Genomic DNA, 23,237 nt, shown 5'->3' on the forward strand with positions numbered 1-23,237 from the left:
GGCCGCCCCGGCGAGTCCTACGTCGGCGGTGGCCCGCTCAGAGCCGGAGGATGATCAGGGCGATGTCGTCGCGCGCGCTGCCCTTGTCCACGTCCAGTTCGGACATCAATGCGTCGGCCATGAGCTCCGGGCTGTCGGTGCTGTGGCGGCCGAGCGCCGCGGTGAGGCGGGCGAGTCCCACGTCGATGTCCTCGCCGCGACGCTCGATCAGCCCGTCGGTGTAGAGCACGAGCGTGTCGTCGGATCGGTAGGGATGACCCGCCTGCGAGGCGGGGACATGCTGGGGACGGGCACCGAGCGGCGGGTCGATGACCTGGTTCAGCAACTCGCACTCGCCGTCCGCGTGCACCAGCACCGGAGGCGGATGCCCCGCGTTGCTGTAGATGATCAGTCGGCTCTCGGGATCCACCATCGCGTTGATGGCCGAGGTGTTCAGGGCGCCTTCCATCGAACGGGAATAGAGCCCCAAGGCCTCCAGCGCGTGCGCGGGCCGCTCCAGGGAGCGGATGGCGGCGTTGAGCGCGCTTCGCAGCATGCCCATGACTGCGGCGGCCTCCAGGCCGTGCCCGACGACGTCCCCGATCGTCAGCGCGAAGCGGCCGCGGGGCAGGTCGATGACGTCGTACCAGTCGCCGGAGACGGTCAGCGAGTCGTCCGCGGGCAGGTAGCGGATCGCGACGTCGTCGTGGTGCTCGAAGTCCGGCGTCATAAGCATGGTCCGCTGCAAGGTGACCGTCGTCTCGTGCTCGCGCATGTGGGCCAGCCGCAGTTCCTGGTTGAGGTGCAGCAGCTCGAGGGTCCGCACGAACAGCTCGGTCTCCGCCTTGCCGGGCCCGAGCGACGACATGGCCGCCGCCCAGTCCTCGGAGGCGATGGCCTTGATGAACGGGGTCATGTCCTCGACCCGGACGACGATCCACTTGACCGCCCGGTCCGGAGCCAGGATCGGCGTGCTCACCGGCGACCACCAGCGCTCTTCGAACCCGCCGGGCCGATCCGTGGCGGGAATGACGTACTTCTGCAGTGCCATCGTGTCGGGTCCCCGCAGTTGGAGGACCCTGTCCAGCGAGGCGCTCAGGTTCTCCATCCCGGCCGCCTCGGGGTCGGCCGGGTTCGCAGGAAAGGAGTCGAGGATAGAACGCCCGAGGAGGTCCTTGCGGGAGCGGCCGGTGGTCTTGAGATAGGCCTCGTTGACCTCCACGATCACCAGGTCCGGCCCGAGCACCGCACACGGGCTCGGGATCGCCTCGAACAGCGCCGCGTAATCCATGTCCGTCATCGCCGTCCGGCTCTGCGCCCCATGCGTCCTATCCATGAACTCAGACCTCCATGGTTACGCTACCCCCGCTGACCTGCGAACAAACCCTTGATCGCACGCGAAGCCCGCCGCCGTGCCACGCCGGAATCCAGGTCGACCGCCGCGAGGGTGGCGGCAGGGCGGGCTTGCACCCGAACTGGGGGTAGCGGGTTCGCTCCTGAGGGCTTACAGTGGTGCGCGTTGCGATCATCCTGTTTCTCCCCGAAGGAGTGATATGGCAGAAAATCACCCGTTCGTGTTGCCCGTGTTCTATCAGCCGTACCCGGCGCGGCTGAATCCCAATGTCGAGGGGGCTCGCGTGCACGCGCGGGTGTGGGCCAAGGAGATGGGGATGCTCGACGCCCCGGCGGAGGGCGGCGGCGTCATCTGGGACGAGGCCGAGCTCGACCGGCACGACTACGGGCTGCTGTGCGCGTACACGCACCCGGACTGCGACGCGCCCGCGCTCGACCTCGTCACCGACTGGTACGTGTGGGTGTTCTTCTTCGACGACCACTTCCTCGACGCGTTCAAGCGGACGCGGGACATGAAGGGCGCCAAGGCGTACCTCGACCGCATCCCGCTGTTCATGCCCTTGGACCTGGGGCCGGTGCCCGAGGCGGAGAACCCGGTCGAGCTCGGGCTCATCGACCTGTGGCAGCGGACCGCGCCCGGCATGTCGACGGGCTGGCGCAAGCGGTTCCTCGAGAGCACGGTCAACCTGCTCTTCGAGTCCCTGTGGGAGCTCACGAACATCACCACCGACCGGGTCGCGAACCCGATCGAGTACATCGAGATGCGCCGCAAGGTCGGCGGCGCGCCGTGGTCGGCGGGGATCGTCGAGTACGCGGTCGGCGCGGAGGTGCCCGACGCGGTCGCGTACGAACGGCCGCTCGAAGTCCTGCGCGACACCTTCAGCGACGCGGTGCACCTGCGCAACGACCTGTTCTCCTACGAGCGGGAAGTGACCGACGAGGGCGAGAACGCCAACGCCGTGCTCGTCTTCGAGCGGTTCCTCGGCATGGGGACCCAGGAGGCCGCGAACCTGGTGAACGACATCCTCACCTCGCGGCTCCACCAGTTCGAGAACACGGCCCTCACCGAAGTGCCGATCCTCGCCGCCGACAAGCGGCTCTCCCCGCCCGAGCAGGCCGCGATCGCCTTGTACGCCAAGGGGCTCCAGGACTGGCAGGCCGGCGGGCACGAGTGGCACATGCGGTCGAGCCGGTACATGAACGACGCGGCGCAGCGGGTCCTGGGCGGCCCCAACGGGATCGGGACCGGCGCGGCCCGGATCTCGATGTCGGGGCTGAAGCAGCATTCCCGCGAGCCGTTCCGCAAGGTCGGGCCGATCGCCCTGCCGGAGATCCACCTGCCCTACGAGCTGCGGCTCAATCCGCTGCTCGACCAGGCCCGTCGCCACGGGGAGGAGTGGGCGGCGGCGATGGGGTTCCTCGCGCCCGATCCGGCGCTGCCTGGCTCGGGCCTGTGGGACCGGGAGCAGTTCCTCGGCTTCGACTTCGCGCTCTGCTCCGCGGGCATCGCTCCTGAAGCGGCGCAGGCGGAGCTGGACACTTCCGCGGACTGGCTCGCCTGGGGCACCTACGGGGACGACTATTACCCGGCGGTGTTCGGACGCGGGCGCAACCTCGCCCCGGCGATCGCGCAGCACCAGCGGCTCCTGGAATTCCTGCCGCTGGACCTCGGCCCGACCCCGGTCCCGGCCAACCCGATCGAGATGGGCCTGGCCGACCTGTGGCAGCGCACCGCCGCCCAGTTCAATGAGCGGGCGCGCGCCGAGTTCAAGGCCACGGTCACCGTGATGCTCGAGTCCTGGCTCTGGGAGCTGCACTCGGAGAACCAGAACCGCGTGCCCGACCCGGTCGACTATGTCGAGATGCGCCGCAGGACGTTCGGTTCCGACATGACCATGGCGCTCGCCAGGCTGAAGGCCGGCCGCGAGATTCCGGACGCGGTGTTCCAGTCCCGGCCGATCCGCGCCATGGAGACGGCCGCGATGGACCAGTCGTGCCTGGTCAACGACCTCTTCTCGTATCGCAAGGAGACCGAGTTCGAGGGCCAGATCGCCAACGCCGTCACGGTCGTCGAGGAGTACCTCGACTGCGGGCCGGTCCAGGCGATGGACGTCGTCAACGCGCTCATGTCGGCACGTGTCGAGCAGTTCCAGTTCATCGCCGAGAACGACCTGCCGCCGGTCGTCGCGGAGCTCGACCTCGACGCGGACGAGCAGCGGGCGCTCGACGCCTATGTGCTGAGCCTGCGGGACTGGAACGCGGCGATCCTCAACTGGCACCGCTTCACCGCCCGCTACCAGGACGACAAGCTGCGGCCGCTCATGATGGCGGGCCCGGGTGCGGCGGGCGGACCGAGGGCGTTCCCGAAGAGCGCCACTGTGGAACCGGAGGCGCCCAAGGAGTTCAAGCTGCCCGCGACGGCGACCGCCGGACTGCGGCCGCCGTCGTGGAAGGACTACCTGCGGCGGGCCAGCGATGCGCCCGCGCCTGTGGCGACGGCGAATCCGACGACCGCGGCGACCATGCGGCGCTGAGGCGTCGCCCCGCCGTCGTCCTCGGCGACGACTTCGGGGGCCTCCTCCTCTTCGACCGCGAGGGCCTCGGGCAGCGGCCCGGGGTCGCGCGGCGGGGCGGGGGACTCGGCGGGCGGGTCGGCGGCGGGAGTCGACGGCTCAGGCGAGGCCGGGGCGGGCGGGACCTCGGGTTCCGGCTGCTCCGGCTCGGGTTCCGGTTCGGGTTGGGGCTCAGGCGGGTTCGGCGCGGGCGGTTCGGGAGCGGGCGGGCTCGGGGGTTCCGGGCTCGGCGGCTCGGGGGAAGGGGGTTCCGGTGAAGGCGGTTCGGGCGAGGGCTCCGGCGGCTCCGGGCAGTTGTGGTGCCGCCCTTCGGCATGCTCCGGATAGGTCGGGTACTCCGGGTAGGTCGGGTACTCGGGGTAGGTGATGCAGAAGGTCGGATAGTCCGGCCGGGTCGGGTAGTCGGGGCGGCCCTCGGGCCTTCCGCGGCCGTCGAAGGCCAGCGCGAGCGCCGGAAGCGCCATGAGCGCGACGGCGGCGATGACGAGCGCTATGAGCCGTCGCATGTCAGTCTCCGACCTTGATTCCGGAATTCACTAATATCCACGTGAATATTCTGCTTCATGAAGTTTGGTGGGTTCAATGGCCATTTGGCTGCAAGGTTTGCTGTTCTTTCTCGTCGTGGTGGCGGCGGCCAGCGTCGTCGTCGCGCTGCTGCAGAAGCTGACGCCGCCGACCGAGCGCGGGCACAACAACGAACTGGGCACGACGCTCTTCGAGCTGTTGACGGTCCTGTACGCGATCGTGCTGGCGTTCGTGCTGATCACGGCCTGGGAGGACAAGAACGAAGCGGGCCACGTGACCTATCAGGAGGCGAACCAGCTGGTCGACGTGTACTGGTCGGCCTCGGCGCTCGCACCGGCCGAGCGCGATGAGGTGCGGGCGGCGTTGCGCGCCTACACGAACGAGGTGATCGAGGTCGAGTGGCCCGCGATGCGCGACCAGGACCCGGTGTCCTCGGAGGGGCTGCTGCTGCTCGACGAGGTGCGGGCCCCGGTGTCGGGCGCGCAGACCGACGACGACGTGATGCAGGCGCGGCTCGACAGCGTCAGCTCCGGCGTCATGGCGGTCGAGCAGTACCGCACGGACCGGCTGTTCACGGCCCAGCGCGGCCTGGGCCCGGTGATGTGGACGGTGCTCGTTCCCGGTGCGCTGCTGGTGTTCGCGGTGATGCTGACCCTCGGCACGCCGACCCGCAAGTACCAGTTCGTGCTGGTGGGCCTGATCTCGGGCATGGTGGCGCTCATGCTGTTCGCGGCCTACCAGCTGGAGTACCCGTTCAGCCGCGGCGGAGCCTCGGACCCGGTGGCGTACCAGACGGCGATCGAGCGGTTCGACGTCATTGACGCGGAGTACTCGCAATAATGACTCTTATGGGTGAATTATTGGCTTTCATGACCTAATGATAGATAAGATCCTGCACGAGCCAAGTCAGCCCCAAAGTGAGGAAGTGACTGCATGACCGACTCTGTCGTCGACAGCACGCCGGCCGTTCCCCAGCAGACCTCGAACGGTCAGCATCCCCAGACCAGCCTCAGTACCGCCGCCGCGCGCAATCTCGCCACGACCACCAAGTCCGCCCCGCAGATGCAGGAGATCACCTCCCGGTGGCTCCTCAAGGTCCTCCCGTGGGTCCAGACCCAGGGCGGCGCGTACCGCGTCAACCGGCGCCTGACGCACACGGTCGGCGACGGCCGCGTCGAGTTCTCCACCGAAGGCGACGCCGTCCGCGTCATCCCGACCGAGCTCGGCGAGATCGCGCACCTGCGCGGCCTCCAGGACGAGGACGCCCTGGCCGCGCTGGCCGACCGCTTCGAGCAGCGCGAGGTCCGCGCCGGAGAGCAGCTGGCGCAGCAGGGCGCGCCGATCGACGGCCTGCACCTCATCGCGCACGGCCGCGTCGAGGGCTTCGGCGAGGGCAAGTTCGGCGACCGGTTCTCCGTGGGCGTCCTGGTCGACGGCGACCACTTCGGCGACGAGGTCCTCACCGAGTCCGCCCCGGTCTGGGACAACGACATCATCGCGGCCACGCCGGTCACGGTGCTGACGCTGCCCGCCGCGGCCGTCCGCGAGCTCGTCGAGCGCATCCCGGAGCTCGCGGCGCACCTGGAGCAGTTCCGCGCCGGGCGTTCGGCGAAGACGAACAAGCACGGCGAGTCCGCGATCGACATCGCGGTGGGCCACACCGGCGAGCCGGACCTGCCGACGACGTTCGTGGACTACGAGCTCAAGCCGCGCGAGTACGAATTGTCGGTGGCGCAGACGGTCCTGCGCGTCCACACCCGCGTCGCCGACCTGTACAACCAACCGATGAACCAGATGGAGCAGCAGCTCCGGCTCACCGTCCAGGCCCTCCGCGAGCAGCAGGAGGACCAGATGATCAACAACAAGGAGTTCGGGCTCCTGCACAACGCCGCGCTGAACCAGCGCATCCCGACCCGTTCGGGTCCGCCCACGCCGGACGACCTCGACGAGCTCATCTCGCGCCGCCGCGACACCCGCGTGATCCTGGCGCACCCCAAGGCGATCGCCGCGTTCGGGCGCGAGCTGAACAAGCGCGGCCTGTACCCGCCGCTCGGGTCGTTCGAGGGCGGCGAGTGCGTGGCGTGGCGGGGCGTGCCGGTCCTGCCGTGCAACAAGATCCCGATCACCTCGGCCGGTACGACGTCGATGCTGGCGATGCGCCTCGGCGAGGACAACCAGGGCGTCGTCGGCCTGCACCAGACCGGCCTGCCCGACGAGTACGAGCCGGGCCTCTCGGTGCGGTTCATGGGCATCGACGAGAAGGCCGTCATGTCCTACCTCGTGAGCGCCTACTACTCCGTCGCGGTCCTGGTCCCGGACGCGCTCGGCATCCTCGAGCACGTCGAGATCGGGCGCTGAGATCCCCGAGCGGCCGCCTCCGCACTAAGGCGGCCGCCCGGGCCCCGCGACACCACAGCGATCCCACCGCGAATCCCCGCAGACCCCGTGCCGCCCAGGGAGGCCCCGCTTGACCGTCCTGACCGACCACACCGCCGCCCGCGAGGCCGTCGACGCCGGACTCCGCGCCGCCGCCGCGCGGCTCCCCGCGCCCGCCGCGCGCATCGCGGCCTACCACTTCGGCTGGACCGACGCCTCCGGCTCGCCCGTCCAGGCCAACTCCGGCAAGGCCCTGCGGCCGCTCCTGACCCTCCTGGCCGCCAAGGCGGTCGGCGGCGAGGACGCGTGGCGGCAGGCCGTCCCGGCGGCCGTCGCCGTCGAGATGGTCCACAACTTCTCCCTCATCCACGACGACATCATCGACCGCGACAGCCTCCGGCGGCACCGCCCGACGGCGTGGAAGGTCTACGGCGTCAACGACGCGATCCTCGTCGGCGATGCGCTGCACGCCTTGGCGTTCGAGGTCATCGCCGAGTCCGGCTGCGACAAGGTCCCGGCGGGCACGGGCCTGCTCGCGCAGACCGTGCGGGCCCTCATCGAGGGGCAGCTCGAGGACACGAGGTTCGAGACCCGCGACCGGGTCGACCTGGCCGAGTGCGTGGCGATGTCCGAGGCGAAGACGGCCTCGCTCATGGGCTGCGCGACCGCGCTCGGGGCGCTCTTCGGCGGCGGCACGCCGCAGCAGGTGGAGGCGTTGCGGGACTTCGGGTTCCGGCTCGGGCTGGCGTTCCAGCACGTCGACGACCTGCTCGGGATCTGGGGCGACCCGGCCGTCACGGGCAAGGCCGTCTACTCGGACCTGCGCAACCGCAAGAAGTCGCTGCCGGTGACGGCGGCGCTCGGCTCCGGGCACCCCGACGCGCCGGAGCTGGCCGCGATCTACAGCGCCACCGGGCAGCTCACCGAGGCCGAACTGCGCAGGGCCGCCGACCTGGTCGAGGCCTGCGGAGGACGCCAGGCCAGCCGCCGGTCCGCGGAGACGCTCACTGCGGCGGCGACCGGAAGCCTTGCGGTGGAAGGACTCCGATCTGAGGCCGTGGAAGAGCTGACGGACCTCGCAGCGAGCACGGTCCACAGAGCGAACTGATGGCTCGCGAGCTTCGCCGGGAAGGCTGAACCATGACGCAGGAGCCTCTGGCGGCCGCACCCCGCCGCCGTGTGCTGCTCCCCGCTCCGCGGTCGTTCTGCGCCGGGGTCGAGCGGGCGATCGAGATCGTGGAGCGGCTGCTCCAACAGCACGGACCACCTGTGTACGTGCGCAACCAGATCGTCCACAACGCGCACGTCGTGGCCGACCTGGAGTCGCGCGGCGCGGTGTTCGTGGGCGAGCTCGACGAGGTCCCCGACGACGCGCTCGTGGTCTTCAGCGCCCACGGTGTGGCCCCGGCCGTCGAACGCGAGGCGGCCGGGCGCGGGCTCGACACGATCGACGCGACCTGCCCGCTGGTCGCGAAGGTCCACGCCGAGGCGAAGCGCGCGGCCGACGGCGGCGACACGGTGATCCTCATCGGACACGAGGGCCACGAGGAGGTCGTCGGCACGATCGGCGTCGCGCCGGACCGGACCCTCCTCGTCGAGAGCGTCGGGGAAGTCGCGAACCTGCGGGTCCCCGACGCCGAGCGGCTCACCTACCTGAGCCAGACGACGCTGGCGGTGACCGAGGTCGAGGCCATCGCCGAAGCCCTCAAGGTGCGCTTCCCCGCGATCAAAGGCCAAGGCGCCGACGACATCTGCTACGCCACGACAAACCGCCAGGCGGCGGTCGCCGCAGTCGTGGACGAGGCGGACCTCGTCCTCGTGGTCGGCTCGGCGAACTCCTCGAACTCGAACCGCCTGGTGGAACTGGCGAACAGCGCCGGGGTCGCGGCTCACCTCATCGAGGACGCCGCTGCCATCGACCCCGCTTGGTTGATCGGGGCCGAAACGGTGGCGGTGACCGCTGGCGCGTCGGCTCCGCCGCGGCTCGTCGACGACGTGGTGCGCGCCCTCGCGGCACTGGGCCCGATCGAGGTCGTCGAGCGTGTTCACACCCGCGAGACCCAGGAGTTCCTGCTCCCCCAAAGGCTCCGCCCCGCAGCGACGAACCGGCCCCGCTGACGGCCCGGCCCGAGAGGATGGGCCGAACCGCGCCGATGCACTTTTCCCAACGGCTGGAAAAACATGGCTGCGCTCCCGCGCGCCGCTAAGCTGACCGGATGACAGTCACCATCCCTGGACTCCCCTTCCCGCTCGACTGGGAAGACGCCGTCGAACCTCCTTCCTGGCAGGTCACCGGTACCGGCCTCGAAGCGACCGCCGCCGCCGACACCGACTGGTACGTCTACGCACCCGCCCCGGCCACGCACGCCCCGACCACCGGCGCCCGCCTGCTCGGCCTGCCGCCCGAAGGCGACTGGCAGTTCAGCGCCCGGATCACCGTGGACTTCAACGGCAAGTACGACGCCGGAACCCTCTTCCTCCTCGCCGACGACCAGCACTGGTCGAAACTGTGCTTCGAGTACTCCCCCGACGAGCAGGGCATGGTCGTCTCGGTCGTCACCCGCGGCACCTCCGACGACGCGAACGCCTGGGTCGTCGAAGGCGACACGGTCTGGATGCGAGTCAGCCGCCTCGGCGAGGGCTTCGCCTTCCACGCCTCGAACGACGGCAAGCGCTGGGAGTTCGTGCGCTGCTTCGGTTTCGGCGTCGACGGCCCGGTCAAGGCCGGATTCGGCGTCCAAGCCCCCGAGGGCCAGGGCTGCAAGGTCCGGTTCGACGACATCGCCTTCAAGCAGGAGACCCTCTCCGACCTCCGCAACGGCTCCTGAACTCCGAACCCCTCGCGATCCCGGCCGCGCGCGTCGCAGCCGGAATCGCGAGGACTCGGCGTTTCCGAGCTTGCTGGAGAGCGTCGTTTCTAGGTCGGTGGCCCGGCCGCGCGATTGCGCGGCCGGGCTTTTGGGTTGGTGCTTACGGGTTGTGGAAGACCAGCTCGGGCCAGTCCGGGTTGGCGTCGAGGACCGGTGCGTCCTCGCCGCGGAGGTGGGTGTCGGCGAAGCCGGTGACGAGGGCCCGGGCGATCTCGTTGCTGCGGTTGCCGTCGAGGTCGTCCTGGTTGAGCCCGGCCTGCTCGCCGAGCGGGCCGAAGTCGGTCATGGAGCTGTGGGTGGTGCCGGTGACGGAGATCCAGCGCTTCCAGCCGTCGAGCTTCTTCCAGGCCTCGTCCCAGGTGTCGTCCTGGCCGGGCGAGCCGTGGTCGTCGCCGCCGCCGACCATCATGAAGGGCCGGTCGAGCTTGTGCGGGTCGAGGGCGAAGAAGGTGCCGTCGAGGTTGAACCCGGCGTCGAAGCGGTCGTCGGCGTGCATCGCGCGGTGGCTGCTCGCGCCGCCGATCGAGTGGCCGCCCACGACGATCCGCTCGGCGTCGATGACGCCCGAGTCCTCCCAGACGGCGTCGTCTCCGGTGAGTTCGTCGAGGACGAAGGAGAGGTCCTCGGCCCGGTTGGGCACGAGGGTCTGGTCGGGGATGTCGTCGAACTCGCAGGTCAGGCACTCGGTGGTGCGGCCGTCCGGGAAGCTGATCGGCGCTTCATAGGTGTGGCCGACCGCGGCGACCGCATAGCCCTGGCTCGCAAGCTCTTCGGCCATGCCGGTGAGGGTGGCGCGGGGGAACGAGAACCCGGGCGAGAGGACGACGAGCGGCAGGGTGCCGTCGTCGGCGAGCGGTTCGGCGTCGAGCACCGAGTTCGTCGCGACCGAGGCGAGGAGTTCGCCGGGCAGGTTGAGCTGCGCGCCGAAGAGGTTCCCTTCTTCAAGCGTCATGTAAGGCGCGGTCGCGCCTTCGGTCTCGGCGATCGGGTACCACATCGAGACCATGAGTTCACGGTCCTGTTCGGGCACCCAGACATCGGCTCGGCCTTCGTCGACGAGGTGGAGCTGCGTGGTGCCGGTGGCGAACTCGCCGCCGGGATCGGGGATCGCCAGCGCGGGTGCGGCGGCGGGCGGGTCGGCGGGTTCGGCATGGGCGGTGGTGACGGCGGCCGCGGTCGCTCCGGCGGCGACCGCGAGGGCGGTGGCGCCGATGAGGGCGCGTTTCGCTTGGCGTCGCAAGTGGGGTTCCAATCGGTCGGTGGTGCGGGCCCGGTTTGGCCCGCTCCATCAACTTTGGCGGTCGGAGTCCTTGCTGCCATGGGTATTTCGACCGAAGTCGTATAGGTCTTTGGACCGGTTTTCAGCGCCCGCACCCCTGACGAAAGTCAGGGGTGCGGAGTGAACACAGTGGTCAGGGTGTGGTCGTCAGCGGCGGGGCGGCCGGGGCGATCTTGACGGCGCAGACCTTGAACTCGGGCATGCGGCTGATCGGGTCGAGCACGTCGGAGACGGCGGCGTTGGCGTTCGCGGCGCCGGGGAAGTGGAACGGGCTGAAGACCGTGTCGGGCCGGATGTCGGCGGTCAGGCGCGCGGGCGCGGTGTAGGAGCCGCGCCGGGAGGTGACGCGGACCCAGTCGCCTTCGCCGATGCCGTGGCGCACTGCGGTGTCGGGGTGGATCTGGAGGAACTGCTCGCTGTCGGGCCCGTCGAGGGAGCCGATGAGGCGGGTCTGCGCGCCGGACTGGTACTGGGTGAGGACGCGGCCGGTGGTCAGGTACAGCGGGTAGGAGCGGTCGCGGCGCTCGGCCGGGTGGCGGTGGTCGACGGCGATGAACTTCGCGCGCCCGTCCGGGGTCGGGAACTTGAAGTCGGCGAACATGCGCGGCGTGCCCTCGTGGTCGGGGCTCGGAACCGGCCACTGGAAGGTCTGCTCTTCAAGGCGCTCATAGGAGACGCCGGAGTAGTCGGCCTTGCCGCCCGCGGAGGCGCGGCCGAGCTCCTCGAAGATCGACTCGGGGTCGGTGGAGTAGGTCCCGGGGGCGTCCAGGCGCGCGGCGAGCTCCTTCATGATCCACAGGTCGGAGTGGACGCCGTCGGGGGCGCCGCGCAGGGACTTGCGGCGGATGATGCGGCCTTCGAGGTTGGTCATGGTGCCGTCCTCTTCGGCCCACTGCGTGACGGGGAGGACGACTTCGGCGAGGCGCGCGGTCTCGGACATGACGAAGTCGAACGAGACGAGGCAGTCGAGGTCCTTGAGGCGGTCGGCGACGCGCGCGGCGCGGGGGGCCGAGACGACCGGGTTGGAGCCGAGGACGAACAGCATCTTCACCTCGTCGCCGCACTTGCGCAGCAGCTCGACGGCGGAGACGCCCGCGCCGGGGAGGATCTCGGGGTCGACGCCCCACACGGCGGCGACGTGCTCGCGCGCGGCGGGGTCGGTGATCATCCGGTAGCCGGGGAGCTGGTCGGCCTTCTGGCCGTGCTCGCGCCCGCCCTGGCCGTTGCCCTGGCCGGTGATGCAGCCGTAGCCGGAGCTGGGCTTGCCGGGCAGGCCGAGCGCGAGGGCGAGGTTGATCCAGGCGGTGACGGTGTCGACGCCCTTCGCGTGCTGCTCGGAGCCGCGCGCGGTGAGGATCGCGGTCTTCTTGCCCGCCATGAGGCGAGCGGCGGCGTACAGGTCGGGGACGGAGACGCCGGTGATGCGCTCGACGAACGCGGGCCAGTACCCGGCGACGGTCTGGCGGACCTCGTCGAAGCCGTTGGTGTGGGCCTTGATGTAGTCGTGGTCGAGGTAGCCCTGCTCGATCGCGATGTGCAGCAGCCCGTTCGCCAGCGCGAGGTCGGTGCCGGGAGCGGGCTGGAGGTGCAGCTGGGCCTGCTCGGCGGTGGCGGTGCGGCGCGGGTCGACGACGATGAGCTCGGCGCCGGTGAGGAACCGCATGAGCGGCGGCATGGTCTCGGCGGGGTTGGCGCCGACGAGGACGATCACGTCCGCGTCCTGCAGGTCCTCCTTCGGGAAGGGGAGGCCGCGGTCGACGCCGAAGGAGCGGTTGAGGGCGCCGGCGGCCGAGGACATGCAGAACCGGCCGTTGTAGTCGATGTGCTTGCTGCCCAAGGCGAGGCGGGTCCACTTTCCGAGCTGGTAGACCTTCTCGTTGGTGAGGCCGCCGCCGCCGAAGACGCCCACGGCGTCCTTCCCGTGCTCGGCCTGCACCGCGCGGATCTTCGCGGCGACGTGGTCGAGCGCGGTCTCCCACGAGACGGGCTCGCCGTGCAGGAGCGGCGTGGTGAGCCGCTCGGGGTGGTCGAGGAGCTCGGGGGAGGTCCAGCCCTTCTTGCACATGCCGCCGCCGCGCGGCGCGGCCGTGACCTTGCCTTCGGCGTCCTCCTCCAGCCGCATGCCGCACTGCAGCGCGCAGTACGGGCAGTGGGTGTCGGCGGTGCGGACGACGGGGAGGGCGGCGCGAACGGTCATGCGCCGAGTGTGACCGGGCGTCGTTTCGGCGTCACGTGAGCAATGTTTCCGGAATGCTAAGTGGCCCGCAATCGTCTGTGGGAGACGATTGCGGGCCGGGGGCTCGACGGCGACGCTGCCGCGGTTGCTTGCGGGTCAGACCTTGGCGTAGGCCAGGCTCGGGGCCTTCTCGACGAGGACCGTGCGCTGGTAGCACCACCAGTTGATCACCAGGAAGACGCCGTACGCGGCGACGAAGGCCCACATGGCGGGGACGACCGAGCCGGTCTGCTCGTTGGCGATGCGGAAGCCCTGGTTGATGAGGAACCCGCCGAACGCGCCGATCGCGGAGATCCAGCCGAGCGCGGCGGCCGTGATCTTCTTGGCCTGCACGACCTCGGTCTCGCTGGCCTTGCCTCCGGCGGCGGCGGCCGCCTCGGCCTGGAAGATCGCCGGGATCGAGCGGTACGTGGAGCCGTTGGCGATGCCGCTCATGGCGAACAGCAGCATGAACGAGGCGAAGAACAGCGGGAACACGTTCGTGTTGATGCCCCAGATCGCGCCCATCGCGCCGACGCCCATGAGGACGAACGCGGCCGAGGTGATCGGCGCCCCGGCGAGGCGGTCGGCGAACCAGCCGCCGATGGGCCGGACGAGCGAGCCGACGAGCGGGCCGAGCGCGGCGATCCACAGGGACTGGAACTCAGGGAAGGAGAGCTTGATGACCAGCGGGAACGCGAACGAGTAGCCGATGAACGAGCCGAACGTGCCGATGTAGAGGACGCTCATGATCCAGGTGTGCTTGCGCGTCAGCGCCGGGACCTGCTCGCGCAGCGGGGTGCGCGAGACGGCGAGGTTGTCCATGGCCCGCCAGGCCATGATCGCGGCGAACACGCCGAGGACGAGCCACAGCAGCGGCACGTTGTGCAGGTAGAAGGCCTTCCCGGCCTCGTTGGTGCCCTGCGAGGTGCCGAAGATGGCGAGGCCGATCACGAGCGGGCCGATGAACTGCACGGCCGAGACGCCGATGTTGCCGCCCGCGGCGTTGATGCCGAGGGCCGCGCCGCGGTGGCGCTCCGGGTAGAAGTACGAGATGTTCGCCATCGAGGAGGCGAAGTTCCCGCCGCCGAATCCGGCGAGGACGCCCGAGAGGATGAACATCCAGTACGGCGTGCCCGGCGTCATCACGCAGTACGCGAGGAGCGCGGTGGGCAGGACCAGGAGGGCCGCGGAGATGATGGTCCAGTTCCGGCCGCCGAAGATCGCCACGGCCGCCGTGTAGGGGATGCGCAGGAACGCGCCGACGAGGTTGGGCACGGCGGTGAGCCAGAACAGCTGGCTGGTGGTGAACTCGTAGCCCGCCGCCGCCAGGAACGGCGTGATGATGCTGAACATCGTCCACACCGAGAAGCCCAGGTGCTCGGCCAGCACGGACCAGATCAGGTTGCGTCGGGCGACCTTGCGGCCGGTCGACTGCCAGAAGGCTTCGTCGTCCGGTCGCCAGTCGGTGATCCATCCCTTGCGGGCGGGGGGTGCGGATTGCGTCAAGGTCGCTGTCATGCCGCTACCTTCCGCGAGCGGCGTTGCTGCGATGTGCGGCAGCTGTACCGGCGCGATGAAGTTCGGCTCACGGTTCTGTTACGGAGGGTGTGAACGGAATGCCCCCGGCGGCGTACGCCCCTCGTACACCCGTAAGGCGAGAACCCGGTCACAGCGGCCGATGGCATAGCGTTAGCGGCTATGGACGCCGCCATCGAGGTCGCCGACCTCCGCAAGACCTACCGCGGCCGCAGGACCGGCGAGGTCAAAGCGGTCGACGGCGTGAGCTTCCGCGTCGAGCGCGGCGAGTTCTTCGGCATCCTCGGCCCCAACGGCGCCGGGAAGACCACCACTCTTGAGATCGTCGAGGGCCTGCGCAAACCCGACTCCGGGACGGTGCGCCTGCTGGGCCGCTCGCCGTGGCCGCACTCCCCCGAGCTGACCGGCCGCCTCGGCGTGCAGCTCCAGGCGTCCGCGTTCTTCGAGTTCCTCACGGCGCGGGAGCAGATCGAGACGTTCGCCGAGCTGTACGGGGCCACGAAGGCCCGCGCGGCCGAGATGCTGGAGACCGTCGGCCTCGCCGAGCACGCGGAGGTCCGCTGCGAGAAGCTCTCCGGCGGGCAGCAGCAGCGCCTCTCCATCGCGTGCGCGCTCGTCGGCGACCCCGAGCTGGTGTTCCTCGACGAGCCGACCGCCGCCCTCGACCCGCAGGCCAGGCGCAACCTGTGGGACCTCATGCGCTCCATCAACGCCGAGGGCCGCACCGTGGTGCTCACGACGCACTACATGGAGGAGGCCGAGGCGCTCTGCGACCGGGTCGCCATCATGGACGCCGGGAAGATCCGCGCGATCGACTCCCCCGCCGGGTTCGTGCGGGACCTCGACGCGCCCACGAAGATCACCGTCGCGGCCGGGCAGCTCAGCACTGAGCGCGTCGACGAGCTCGCGGCGGGCGAGGCCGTCACGGCCGACGAGGCGAACGTGGTCTTCGAGACCCGCGACCCGCGCAAGCTCCTGACGGCCCTGGCCTCGGACGGGGCCCTGGAAGGCCTGTCGGTGCGCACCGCGAACCTGGAGGACGTCTTCTTGCACGTGACCGGACGGGAGTGGCGCGCATGAGCATCGAAACGGCCGAAGCGGACACCGAACGCGCCGAGCGTTCAGGCGGCCGCGCGTACCTGAGCCTGGTCAAGGCGCTGGGACGCGGCTGGCTGCGCGACCGCAGCCAGGTGTTCTTCACGATCCTCCTGCCGCTCATGTTCATGGTGCTGCTGGCGAGCGTGTTCGGCTCGGGAGACGATGCAGCCTCGCGGATCGTCGCGGTCGGCGACGTGGCGGTGCTCGAAGGCGCCGACCCGGACGAGTTCGCCGTGACCGAGGCGGCCGACCTGGGCGCGGCGCTGGCGATGCTGCGCGACGGCGACGCCGACGCGGCGGTCGTCCAGGACGGCGACACGGTGCGCATCTACCCGTCCGCTACGAACTCGACCTCGGGGGCGATCGCCGAAGGGAAGCTCACGGCGCTCGTCGACGACGTGAACGTCGAGGTCCTCTCGGCCGCCGCCCCGGACGCGCCGGTCCTGGCGACCGAGGTCGAGGAGGCCGACGGCGGCGCGCTCAAGCCGATCCAGTACCTCGCGCCGGGCATCCTCGCGTGGGGCATCGCGATCACGGGCGTGTTCGGCGCGGCCGGGACGATCGTGGACTGGAAGCGCGACAAGCTGCTGCGCCGCCTGCGCCTGACGCCCGCGTCGGTGGGCACGTTCCTGGGCGCGAAGGTCTCAGTGATGCTCATGGTCGCGCTCGGGCAGACCGCCGTGTTCCTCGCGGTGGCGGCCCTCGGGTTCGGCCTCCAGCTCTCGGCGTGGACGTGGTTCGCCGCGCCGCTCGTGTTGCTGGGGACGCTCGCGTTCATCGCGATTGGCGTGGTCGTCGGCGGGATCGCGCAGACGAGCCCCGCCGCGGCGGGGCTGAGCAACCTCGTGACGATGCCGATGGCGTTCGTCTCCGGCGCGTTCTACCCGCTCGCGCTCTCGCCGCAGTGGGTGCAGACGATCTCGTACGTCTCGCCGATGCGGTACCTCAACGAGGCCCTGCAGTCGGTCGTGGTCTACGGCGAGCCGCCGACTGCGGTGCTGCCGCAGATCGGGTTCCTCGCCGCGTTCGCGGCCGTCGTGGGCCTGATCTCCTGGAAGACCTTCAAATTCGACGAGCTGTGAGGACCGCGTCGTAGACGTCCCTGCGGCTGACGCCGTAGCGGACGGCGACCTCCTTCATGGCGGCCTTGTGGTCGGTCCCGGCCGCTTCCAGGGCGGCGACGGCGGCGGCCATGGCCTCCGGGGTGGCCTCGCTCGCGTCGGGCCCGGTCCAGCCGGAGACGACGAGGGTGATCTCGCCGCGCGGCGGGTCGGCCTCCGCGCCCGCGGCGAGTTCGGCGAGGCCGCCGCGGCGGACCTCCTCGTGGGTCTTGGTCAGCTCGCGGCACAGCGCCGCCGGGCGGTCGTCGCCGAACGCGGACGCCATGGCGCGCAAGGTGTCCTCGACGCGCCGGGGCGACTCGAAGAACACCATGGTGCGCTTCTCCTCGGCGAGCTCGGCGAAGAGGCGGCGGCGCTCGCCGTCCTTGCGGGGCGCGAAGCCCTCGAAGCAGAACCGGTCGCAGGGCATGCCCGACAGCGCGAGCGCGGTCGTGACGGCGCTCGCGCCGGGCGCGCAGGTCACCGCGATACCGGCGTCGATCGCGGCCTTGACCAGGCGGAACCCCGGGTCGGAGACCGAAGGCATGCCGCCGTCGGTGATGACGGCGACCCGCTTTCCGTCGTACAATTGTTCGATAAGGCCTGACGTTTTCCCCGCCTCGTTCGCCTCGAAATACGACGTGATCTGCGCGGTGGGAACGACATCCAGTTCGCTGAGAAGCCGCCTGAGCCGCCGGGTATCCTCTGCGGCGATGACGTCGGCGCGGGCCAGCTCGGTCCGGAGCCGAGACGAGGCGTCCTCCGGATTTCCCAGGGGCGCACCGAGAAGCACCAAAACGCCAGTTGAAGATGTCGACATCGGGCCAGTATCCCCCATCGCCGCAGCTGGGGTCCGGGCTCGGTGAGCGTGTCGCGACGGGCCGCACATGCAGGATGCCGAACCAAGCTGTCGGGTACCGGACATTGGCCTTACGCGTGAGCGAACGGTAACGGATACTGGCAGTTACAACACACAGGCGACATAACGCTAGCCGCACCCTCTAACCCAGTGGAGGCCGCCTTGTCCGTGATCCTCAGAGCCGCAGCGGCGATCGCCGCTCTCATCCTCGGCTATTTCGTTCTCGGTTTCATAGCGGACCACTGGGCCTGGTTCGCCTCCATCGCGATCCTGTTGGGCGGCACCGCCCTCGCCGGGTGGATCCTGTTCCGCAGCCGCGGGCACGAGCACCGCGACCGGGCCGTCGCCCACGAGCGCCAGACCCTCATGCGCAGCGTCGACAAGATGAACATCCCGGCCTTCGACGCCATGGCGGGCCAGCTCCTGGTCGGCCTCGACGCCAAGCGCGTCAAGAAGTTCGGCCACCGCAAGAACGACCTCGGCTGCAACTTCGTCGTCACCTTCAACAGCGGCCAGCGCATCATCGTGCGCGCCAAGAAGGACGACAAGACGATGCGGCGGCGCAACGGCAACCGCCACGTCCAGATCCTCGGCGGCGAGATCAAGGCCCGCTGGGACTGCGACGCGGGCGTCCTCATCACCAACGCGAACCTGCACTGGATGCACCACGCCGCGCGGAACGAGGCCGTCGCCGCGCAGCTGGGCGTCCTCATCGTCGACCGCGAGCGCCTCGCGGAGTGGATCGACACCGGCATCGCGCCGCCGCAGCTGCGCCCGGCCCAGGCCGCGCTCGAGCCGAGCGCGAGCACCGCGTCGAAGTGAGCCGTCGTGGCGCTGTGATCGCGACACGGCGCCATGGCACCCGCTGACGAGACGGCAGCGGCCCCGAGCATCGAGCTCGGGGCCGCTGCCGCGTGGTTCCCTAGGACGTCGCGAGGGTGGCCGTGGTCTCGGCCTCCTGCTGGTCGCGGGTGTAGGTGATGGCGACCTCGGTGCCCGAGGAGGTGCCCTGCACGGCGGCGACCACTTCGGACGCGGTCGTGACGGGCGCGCCGTCGATCGCGGTGATCACGTCGCCCTCCTGGAGCCCGGCCTGCGCGGCCGGGGAGTCGGGTTCGACGCTGAGGACCATGGCCCCGTTGCCGTCGGTGTCGGCCACCGAGACGCCGAGGTAGCCCTGCTCGACCGAGCCGTTCTGGATGAGCTGCTCGACGGTGTCCTTGACGGTGTTGGACGGGATCGAGAAGCCCAGGCCGATCGAGCCGGAGTCGGTGGTGGCGATGGCGGTGTTGATGCCGATGAGCTCGCCGTCGCCGTTGACGAGCGCGCCGCCGGAGTTGCCGGAGTTGATGGCCGCGTCGGTCTGGATGAGGCCGCTCAGGGTCGAGCTGGACTGCTGCCCGAAGCCCTGGGACTCCTCGCTGGAGACGGTCATGGACCGGTCGAGGGCCGAGACGATGCCGGTGGTCACGGTGCCTTCGAGGCCCAGCGGCGAGCCGATGGCGACGGCCACGTCGCCGACCTGGACGCCGGCGGAGTCGGCGAAGGTCACGGGCGTGAGGTCGTCGACGCCGTCGACCTGGATGACGGCGAGGTCCTGCGTGGAGTCGGTGGCCACGATGGACGCGTCGGCGGTGGTGCCGTCCGAGAAGCGGACCTCGACCGACTGCGCGCCGTCGACGACGTGGTTGTTGGTGACGATGTAGCCGTCCTTGGAGTACACGACGCCCGAGCCTTCGGCGGCGTCGGTGACGATGGTGACCACCGAGGGGCTGACCTTGTCGACGATCTCGGTGTAGGTCATGCCCGAGCCGGCGTCCATCGAGACGGACTGGACGGTGGTGGTGCCGCCGTCGCCGTCGTTGAGGAACCAGCCCGCGACGCCGCCCGCGCCGCCCGCGATCAATGCGAGGGCGAGTGCGCCGGCGACGAGCTTGCCGCGGCCGCGCGGCTTGTACGGCGCGGCGACCGGTGCGCCGGGCTGCTGGTACATCGGCGGGACGGGCGCGCCGGGCTGCCAAGCCGGGGCGGACATGTTCGGGGCCCCGGCGGGCGCCGGAGCGGGGGCGCCCGCGAGGACCTGCGTGTGGTCGCTCGGCGGCGGCGCGGCGGCGGCCTGCTGCGCGGCGTACGGCTGGAACTCCGGGTTCGGGGCGGGCGCGCCGACGACGGCGGTGTCGCCCGCGGGCGCGGTGCTCGGCGGCAGGCTCGCGGCCTGCTCGGCGAGCGGGGATTCAGGCGCGGCGGGCGCGGCGTCGGGGGTGCGAGGCCCGTCGGGGCCCTGCGGTTCGGTCCCCTCGGGGCCCTTGGTGCTCTCAGTGCTGCTCATGTACGGAAGCATGCCGGGCCCAGCTCTCGGCCCGCTGGTAAAACGCCTTAAAACCCTTTAATGATCCGCGACCGGCCCAGACGCGGGCGCACTGGTCAGCGGGGTCGGGCCCGCTCGGACGGGCGTTCAGGACATCGACGTGCTTTAAAGCTTTCCAAGCTTCACCCGTCGGAGCTACTCATCGGTGCTCGGCGGTTCGGCCGTGAGGATCACGGTGAACGCCGTGCCCTCGCCGGGCTCCGACGCGACCTGGACGGTCCCGCCGTGGGCCTTGACGATCGCGGCCACGATCGCGAGGCCGAGCCCCGAGCCGGGGTGGGCGACCGAGCCGGAGCGGAAGAACCGCTCGAAGACCCGCTCGGCGGTCTCGGGGGTCATGCCGGGGCCGTCGTCGGCGACCGTGAGGCGCACCGACCCGTCCTCGGCGGCGACCTCGACGCTGATGTGCGTGCCCGCCGGGGTGTGCCGGACCGCGTTCGACAGGAGGTTGTCGAGCACCTGCCGCATCCGGGCCCGGTCGGCGGCAACCACAGTGGAGGGACCGGGGACGCTGGTGAAGCGGAACTCGTGGTCCTCGGCGGTCACCGCGTGCGCCGCGACGGCCTCGTGGCCGAGCACGGCCAGGTCCACCGGCTCGGTCTCGACCGGCCGCTCCTGCCCGAGCCGGGCCAGGTGCAACAGGTCGCCCACGAGCAGGCCCATGCGCTTGGCGGCCTCCTCGATCTGCCCGATGTACTGCTGCCGGTCGGCCTCGGGCATCTGCGGGTTCGTGCGCACCAGCTCCGCGTACCCGCGCACGCTCGTCAGCGGCGTGCGCAGCTCGTGCGAGGCGTCCGCGATGAACTCGCGCATCCGCTCCTCGGAGTCGTGCGCGCGCTGCTCGGACCATTCCCGGGCGCGGATCGCGCCCTCTACTTTGGTCAGCATCGAGTTGATGGCCCGGCCGACCCGGCCCACCTCGGTGTTCGGGTCGTGGTCGGGCACGCGCCGCGAGTAGTTCCCGGCCGCGATCATCGCCGCCGTGTTCTCGATCTGCCGCAGCGGCGACAGGCTCGCCCGCACCAGGCCCACGCCGATCGCCGCGAGCCCCGCGAGGACCCCCGCGCCGATGAGCAGGTCGACCCACACCAGCCCGGCCACGGTCTTGTCGAAGTGCGAGAGCTTGTAGGACAGGACGTAGTACGTGTCCGGGTCGAGGTTGTGCTCCTCGGGCTCGTAGTCGGGGTCCTTGCTGCCCACCGCGGAGCCCGGCAGGCCCAGCACCCGCCAGCGCGTCGCGCCGTCGCTGCTCAGCGCCGTGAACGCCTCGCCGTTCGCCGCGACCAGCTTCTCGTAGTCGAACAGCGGGTAGTCGTCGCGGTCGTTGGGGTGGTCGAGCCTGTTACCGGAGGCGGACACCATGCTGAACAGGTACTGCTGGGGGCGCAGGCCCGGGATCTCGTCGGCGTCCTCGGCGAAGTCGGGGTCGAACAGGTCCGGGCTGAAGCTGATCAGCTGGGTCTTCAGCTCGTCGTCGACCGTGCCGAGGAAGTACGAGTGCAGCGCCAGGATCGTGGAGACGCTGATGAGGCTGAGGGAGCCCGCCACGAGGACGAGCACGGCCGCGGTGAGCCGGACCCTCAGCGGCGTCCGGTCCCACTTGTCGCGGACGCCCTCGAAGACGCGGGGAGCGCTCAACGATGCTGCTCCCGCAGGACGTAGCCGATACCCCGGAGGGTCTGGATGAGCTTGGGCTCCCCGGTGTCGACCTTGCGCCGCAGATACGACACATAGGACTCGACGATGCCGTCGTCGCCGCGGAAGTCGTAGCGCCACACGTGGTCGAGGATCTGGGCCTTGGAGAGCACGCGCCCGGCGTTGATCATGAAGTAGCGCAGCAGCTTGAACTCGGTCGGCGAGAGCTGCACGGCCTTGCCCGAGCGCCACACCTCGTGCGTCTCCTCGTCGAGCTCGAGGTCGGCGTACTGCAGGCGCGAGGGCCGGGGCAGCTCCCCGGAGGAGCGGCGCAGCACCGCGCGGATGCGGGCCACGACCTCTTCGAGCGCGAACGGCTTGGTGATGTAGTCGTCCCCGCCCACCGAGAGGCCCGTGACGGTGTCGGCCGTGTCGTCGCGGGCCGTGAGGAACAGCACCGGGGTGTGGTCCGAGCCCGAGCGCATGCGGCGCACGACCTCGAAGCCGTCGAAGTCGGGGAGGTTCACGTCGAGGACGACCAGGTCGGGGCGGTGCCGGGCGATCGAGCGGAGCGCCTCGTCGCCGGTGCCGACGCCGTGGACGGCGAAGCCCGCGTACCGCAGCGACGTGGACAGGAGCTCGCAGATGTTCTCGTCGTCCTCGACGACGAGCAGGGTGGCCTCGGTCTCGGCGTTCGGCTGGCTGGTCGAAAGCGGCATGGGCCTCTCACAGGTTCGGCGGTCGAGCGCAGGTCACGGGTGGTTAGGAAGCATACGCCCGCGACCGGGACGTGCCAAGCGGTCCGCTCGCGGACCGGTTCGGCCGTGACACTGCGCACTCGATCGGAACACGTTCGAGTGACCTTTATCGGAGGAGTGTGTTGCTATGCGGGAAACTGGCGCGCGCGAACTGTTTTCCGTCGTACCGGTCGGATAGACTTTGTGTCGCAGCCGAGCGCATTGCGTGCTCGGGACCCTACCGAATCAGGTGAGTTCATGACGCTGTCAATCGAGACCGCCACGACCGACGCCGGGGTCGTCACCGTCGAGCTTGCAGGCGAAGTCGACTACGCGACCGCGCCGCAGATCCGCGAGACGATCACCAACGCCCTCGAGGCCGGCGGGGCCACCGCCATCCGGGTCGACGTCGCCAAGGTGACGGTCCTCGACTCCACGGGTATCGGCACCATCGTGGTGGCCTACCGCATCGCCCGCGAGATGGGCGTCGCGCTGGCCGTCGTCAACCCCAACCGCTTCATCACCCGCCTGTTCACCGTCGTCGGCGCCGAGGAGCTCCTCGAGGAGCCCACCGAGACCTTCTCCAGCAAGGAGCGCGCGGCCAGCTAGGCCCGCCCGCGAACAGCGCCAGACTTGATCGCGCCCCGGCTCCGGCCGGGGCGCGATCGCACGCTCCGCCGCACAACACGGCCCTTCCGGAAGTGCGAAACGCCGGTGTGGCGAACGAGACT

General features: G+C 70.4%; 19 protein-coding genes. 10 read left to right on the forward strand and 9 right to left on the reverse strand.

Annotated elements, in window-relative coordinates; genetic code table 11:
* Positions 1–37: 37 nt before the first annotated feature.
* Positions 38–1,315 carry a SpoIIE family protein phosphatase gene (locus ACGGCP_RS05020; RefSeq protein WP_392961209.1) on the reverse strand — a complete coding sequence of 426 codons (1,278 nt, stop codon included), beginning with the start codon at positions 1,313–1,315 and terminating at the stop codon, positions 38–40.
* 217 nt (positions 1,316–1,532) lie between these two features.
* On the opposite strand from ACGGCP_RS05020, the gene ACGGCP_RS05025 reads away from it, so the two are divergent.
* The gene (locus ACGGCP_RS05025) at positions 1,533–3,866 is read left to right on the forward strand and encodes a germacradienol/geosmin synthase (protein ID WP_392961211.1); all 2,334 of its coding nucleotides are present in this window, start codon (positions 1,533–1,535) and stop codon (positions 3,864–3,866) included.
* On the opposite strand, the gene ACGGCP_RS05030 is transcribed toward ACGGCP_RS05025, so the two are convergent.
* Positions 3,788–4,411, reverse strand: coding sequence for a hypothetical protein (locus ACGGCP_RS05030; RefSeq protein WP_392961213.1), 624 nt, complete (start codon positions 4,409–4,411; stop codon positions 3,788–3,790). The genes ACGGCP_RS05025 and ACGGCP_RS05030 overlap by 79 nt on opposite strands.
* Before the next feature lie 97 nt (positions 4,412–4,508).
* On the opposite strand from ACGGCP_RS05030, the gene ACGGCP_RS05035 reads away from it, so the two are divergent.
* From ACGGCP_RS05035 to ACGGCP_RS05055, 5 genes are all read left to right on the forward strand, one after another.
* Complete coding sequence (locus ACGGCP_RS05035; RefSeq protein ID WP_392961216.1) at positions 4,509–5,270, forward strand: hypothetical protein; 762 nt, start codon at positions 4,509–4,511, stop codon at positions 5,268–5,270.
* A 93-nt stretch (positions 5,271–5,363) separates the two neighbouring features.
* Positions 5,364–6,788, forward strand: a complete 1,425-nt coding sequence (locus ACGGCP_RS05040) for a family 2B encapsulin nanocompartment shell protein (protein ID WP_392961218.1) — start codon at positions 5,364–5,366, stop codon at positions 6,786–6,788.
* A 109-nt stretch (positions 6,789–6,897) separates the two neighbouring features.
* Positions 6,898–7,914, forward strand: a complete 1,017-nt coding sequence (locus ACGGCP_RS05045; protein WP_392961221.1) for a polyprenyl synthetase family protein — start codon at positions 6,898–6,900, stop codon at positions 7,912–7,914.
* 32 nt (positions 7,915–7,946) lie between these two features.
* A complete protein-coding gene (gene ispH / locus ACGGCP_RS05050; RefSeq protein WP_392961224.1) occupies positions 7,947–8,924 on the forward strand; it encodes a 4-hydroxy-3-methylbut-2-enyl diphosphate reductase in 978 nt (325 codons plus the stop codon).
* 98 nt (positions 8,925–9,022) lie between these two features.
* Positions 9,023–9,634 carry a DUF1349 domain-containing protein gene (locus ACGGCP_RS05055; protein WP_392961227.1) on the forward strand — a complete coding sequence of 204 codons (612 nt, stop codon included), beginning with the start codon at positions 9,023–9,025 and terminating at the stop codon, positions 9,632–9,634.
* A 142-nt stretch (positions 9,635–9,776) separates the two neighbouring features.
* Here ACGGCP_RS05055 and ACGGCP_RS05060 read toward each other — a convergent pair whose 3' ends face one another.
* From ACGGCP_RS05060 to ACGGCP_RS05070, 3 genes are all read right to left on the reverse strand, one after another.
* The gene (locus ACGGCP_RS05060; RefSeq protein WP_392961229.1) at positions 9,777–10,916 is read right to left on the reverse strand and encodes an alpha/beta hydrolase family protein; all 1,140 of its coding nucleotides are present in this window, start codon (positions 10,914–10,916) and stop codon (positions 9,777–9,779) included.
* 172 nt (positions 10,917–11,088) lie between these two features.
* A complete protein-coding gene (locus ACGGCP_RS05065; protein ID WP_392961231.1) occupies positions 11,089–13,152 on the reverse strand; it encodes a molybdopterin oxidoreductase family protein in 2,064 nt (687 codons plus the stop codon).
* Positions 13,153–13,287: 135 nt separating this feature from the next.
* The gene (locus ACGGCP_RS05070) at positions 13,288–14,691 is read right to left on the reverse strand and encodes an MFS transporter (RefSeq protein ID WP_392961234.1); all 1,404 of its coding nucleotides are present in this window, start codon (positions 14,689–14,691) and stop codon (positions 13,288–13,290) included.
* Between the two features lie 180 nt (positions 14,692–14,871).
* On the opposite strand from ACGGCP_RS05070, the gene ACGGCP_RS05075 reads away from it, so the two are divergent.
* Positions 14,872–15,789, forward strand: coding sequence for an ABC transporter ATP-binding protein (locus ACGGCP_RS05075; protein WP_392961237.1), 918 nt, complete (start codon positions 14,872–14,874; stop codon positions 15,787–15,789).
* Positions 15,786–16,889 (forward strand): ABC transporter permease, encoded by a 1,104-nt coding sequence (locus tag ACGGCP_RS05080; protein WP_392961240.1) that lies wholly within the window; start codon positions 15,786–15,788, stop codon positions 16,887–16,889. The genes ACGGCP_RS05075 and ACGGCP_RS05080 overlap by 4 nt, the downstream gene beginning before the upstream one ends.
* Here the strand turns inward: ACGGCP_RS05080 and rsmI are convergent.
* On the reverse strand, positions 16,870–17,727 hold the full coding sequence (rsmI, locus tag ACGGCP_RS05085; RefSeq protein WP_392961243.1) for a 16S rRNA (cytidine(1402)-2'-O)-methyltransferase: 858 nt from the start codon (positions 17,725–17,727) through the stop codon (positions 16,870–16,872). The genes ACGGCP_RS05080 and rsmI overlap by 20 nt on opposite strands.
* A gap of 207 nt (positions 17,728–17,934) precedes the next feature.
* Here rsmI and ACGGCP_RS05090 point away from each other — a divergent pair, with 207 nt between their 5' ends.
* Entirely contained in the window at positions 17,935–18,588 is a 654-nt protein-coding gene (locus ACGGCP_RS05090; protein WP_392962035.1) for a restriction endonuclease, read from the forward strand.
* 100 nt (positions 18,589–18,688) lie between these two features.
* Here the strand turns inward: ACGGCP_RS05090 and ACGGCP_RS05095 are convergent, their stop codons facing one another.
* From ACGGCP_RS05095 to ACGGCP_RS05105, 3 genes are all read right to left on the reverse strand, one after another.
* Positions 18,689–20,095, reverse strand: a complete 1,407-nt coding sequence (locus ACGGCP_RS05095) for a trypsin-like peptidase domain-containing protein (protein ID WP_392961246.1) — start codon at positions 20,093–20,095, stop codon at positions 18,689–18,691.
* Between the two features lie 174 nt (positions 20,096–20,269).
* Entirely contained in the window at positions 20,270–21,772 is a 1,503-nt protein-coding gene (locus tag ACGGCP_RS05100; RefSeq protein ID WP_392961249.1) for a sensor histidine kinase, read from the reverse strand.
* Positions 21,769–22,488, reverse strand: coding sequence for a response regulator transcription factor (locus ACGGCP_RS05105; RefSeq protein WP_289955040.1), 720 nt, complete (start codon positions 22,486–22,488; stop codon positions 21,769–21,771). The genes ACGGCP_RS05100 and ACGGCP_RS05105 overlap by 4 nt, the downstream gene beginning before the upstream one ends.
* Before the next feature lie 276 nt (positions 22,489–22,764).
* Between ACGGCP_RS05105 and ACGGCP_RS05110 the strand changes: the two genes are divergently transcribed.
* Positions 22,765–23,115, forward strand: coding sequence for an STAS domain-containing protein (locus ACGGCP_RS05110; protein WP_392961252.1), 351 nt, complete (start codon positions 22,765–22,767; stop codon positions 23,113–23,115).
* Positions 23,116–23,237 lie beyond the last annotated feature (122 nt).

The sequence above is a fragment of the Glycomyces sp. NPDC048151 genome (assembly GCF_043202775.1).
In the GTDB taxonomy this organism is placed as follows: domain Bacteria; phylum Actinomycetota; class Actinomycetes; order Mycobacteriales; family Micromonosporaceae; genus Glycomyces.

Bases quoted from the DNA above. Each gene is read 5' to 3' on its own strand.
- ACGGCP_RS05095 (WP_392961246.1), bottom strand. From the start codon at position 20,095: ATGAGCAGCACTGAGAGCACCAAGGGCCCCGAGGGGACCGAACCGCAG.
- ACGGCP_RS05030 (WP_392961213.1), bottom strand. From the start codon at position 4,411: ATGCGACGGCTCATAGCGCTCGTCATCGCCGCCGTCGCGCTCATGGCG.
- ACGGCP_RS05040 (WP_392961218.1), top strand. From the start codon at position 5,364: ATGACCGACTCTGTCGTCGACAGCACGCCGGCCGTTCCCCAGCAGACC.
- ACGGCP_RS05110 (WP_392961252.1), top strand. From the start codon at position 22,765: ATGACGCTGTCAATCGAGACCGCCACGACCGACGCCGGGGTCGTCACC.
- rsmI (WP_392961243.1), bottom strand. From the start codon at position 17,727: ATGTCGACATCTTCAACTGGCGTTTTGGTGCTTCTCGGTGCGCCCCTG.
- ACGGCP_RS05065 (WP_392961231.1), bottom strand. From the start codon at position 13,152: ATGACCGTTCGCGCCGCCCTCCCCGTCGTCCGCACCGCCGACACCCAC.
- ACGGCP_RS05025 (WP_392961211.1), top strand. From the start codon at position 1,533: ATGGCAGAAAATCACCCGTTCGTGTTGCCCGTGTTCTATCAGCCGTAC.
- ispH (WP_392961224.1), top strand. From the start codon at position 7,947: ATGACGCAGGAGCCTCTGGCGGCCGCACCCCGCCGCCGTGTGCTGCTC.
- ACGGCP_RS05020 (WP_392961209.1), bottom strand. From the start codon at position 1,315: ATGGATAGGACGCATGGGGCGCAGAGCCGGACGGCGATGACGGACATG.
- ACGGCP_RS05055 (WP_392961227.1), top strand. From the start codon at position 9,023: ATGACAGTCACCATCCCTGGACTCCCCTTCCCGCTCGACTGGGAAGAC.
- ACGGCP_RS05080 (WP_392961240.1), top strand. From the start codon at position 15,786: ATGAGCATCGAAACGGCCGAAGCGGACACCGAACGCGCCGAGCGTTCA.
- ACGGCP_RS05075 (WP_392961237.1), top strand. From the start codon at position 14,872: ATGGACGCCGCCATCGAGGTCGCCGACCTCCGCAAGACCTACCGCGGC.
- ACGGCP_RS05070 (WP_392961234.1), bottom strand. From the start codon at position 14,691: ATGACAGCGACCTTGACGCAATCCGCACCCCCCGCCCGCAAGGGATGG.
- ACGGCP_RS05105 (WP_289955040.1), bottom strand. From the start codon at position 22,488: ATGCCGCTTTCGACCAGCCAGCCGAACGCCGAGACCGAGGCCACCCTG.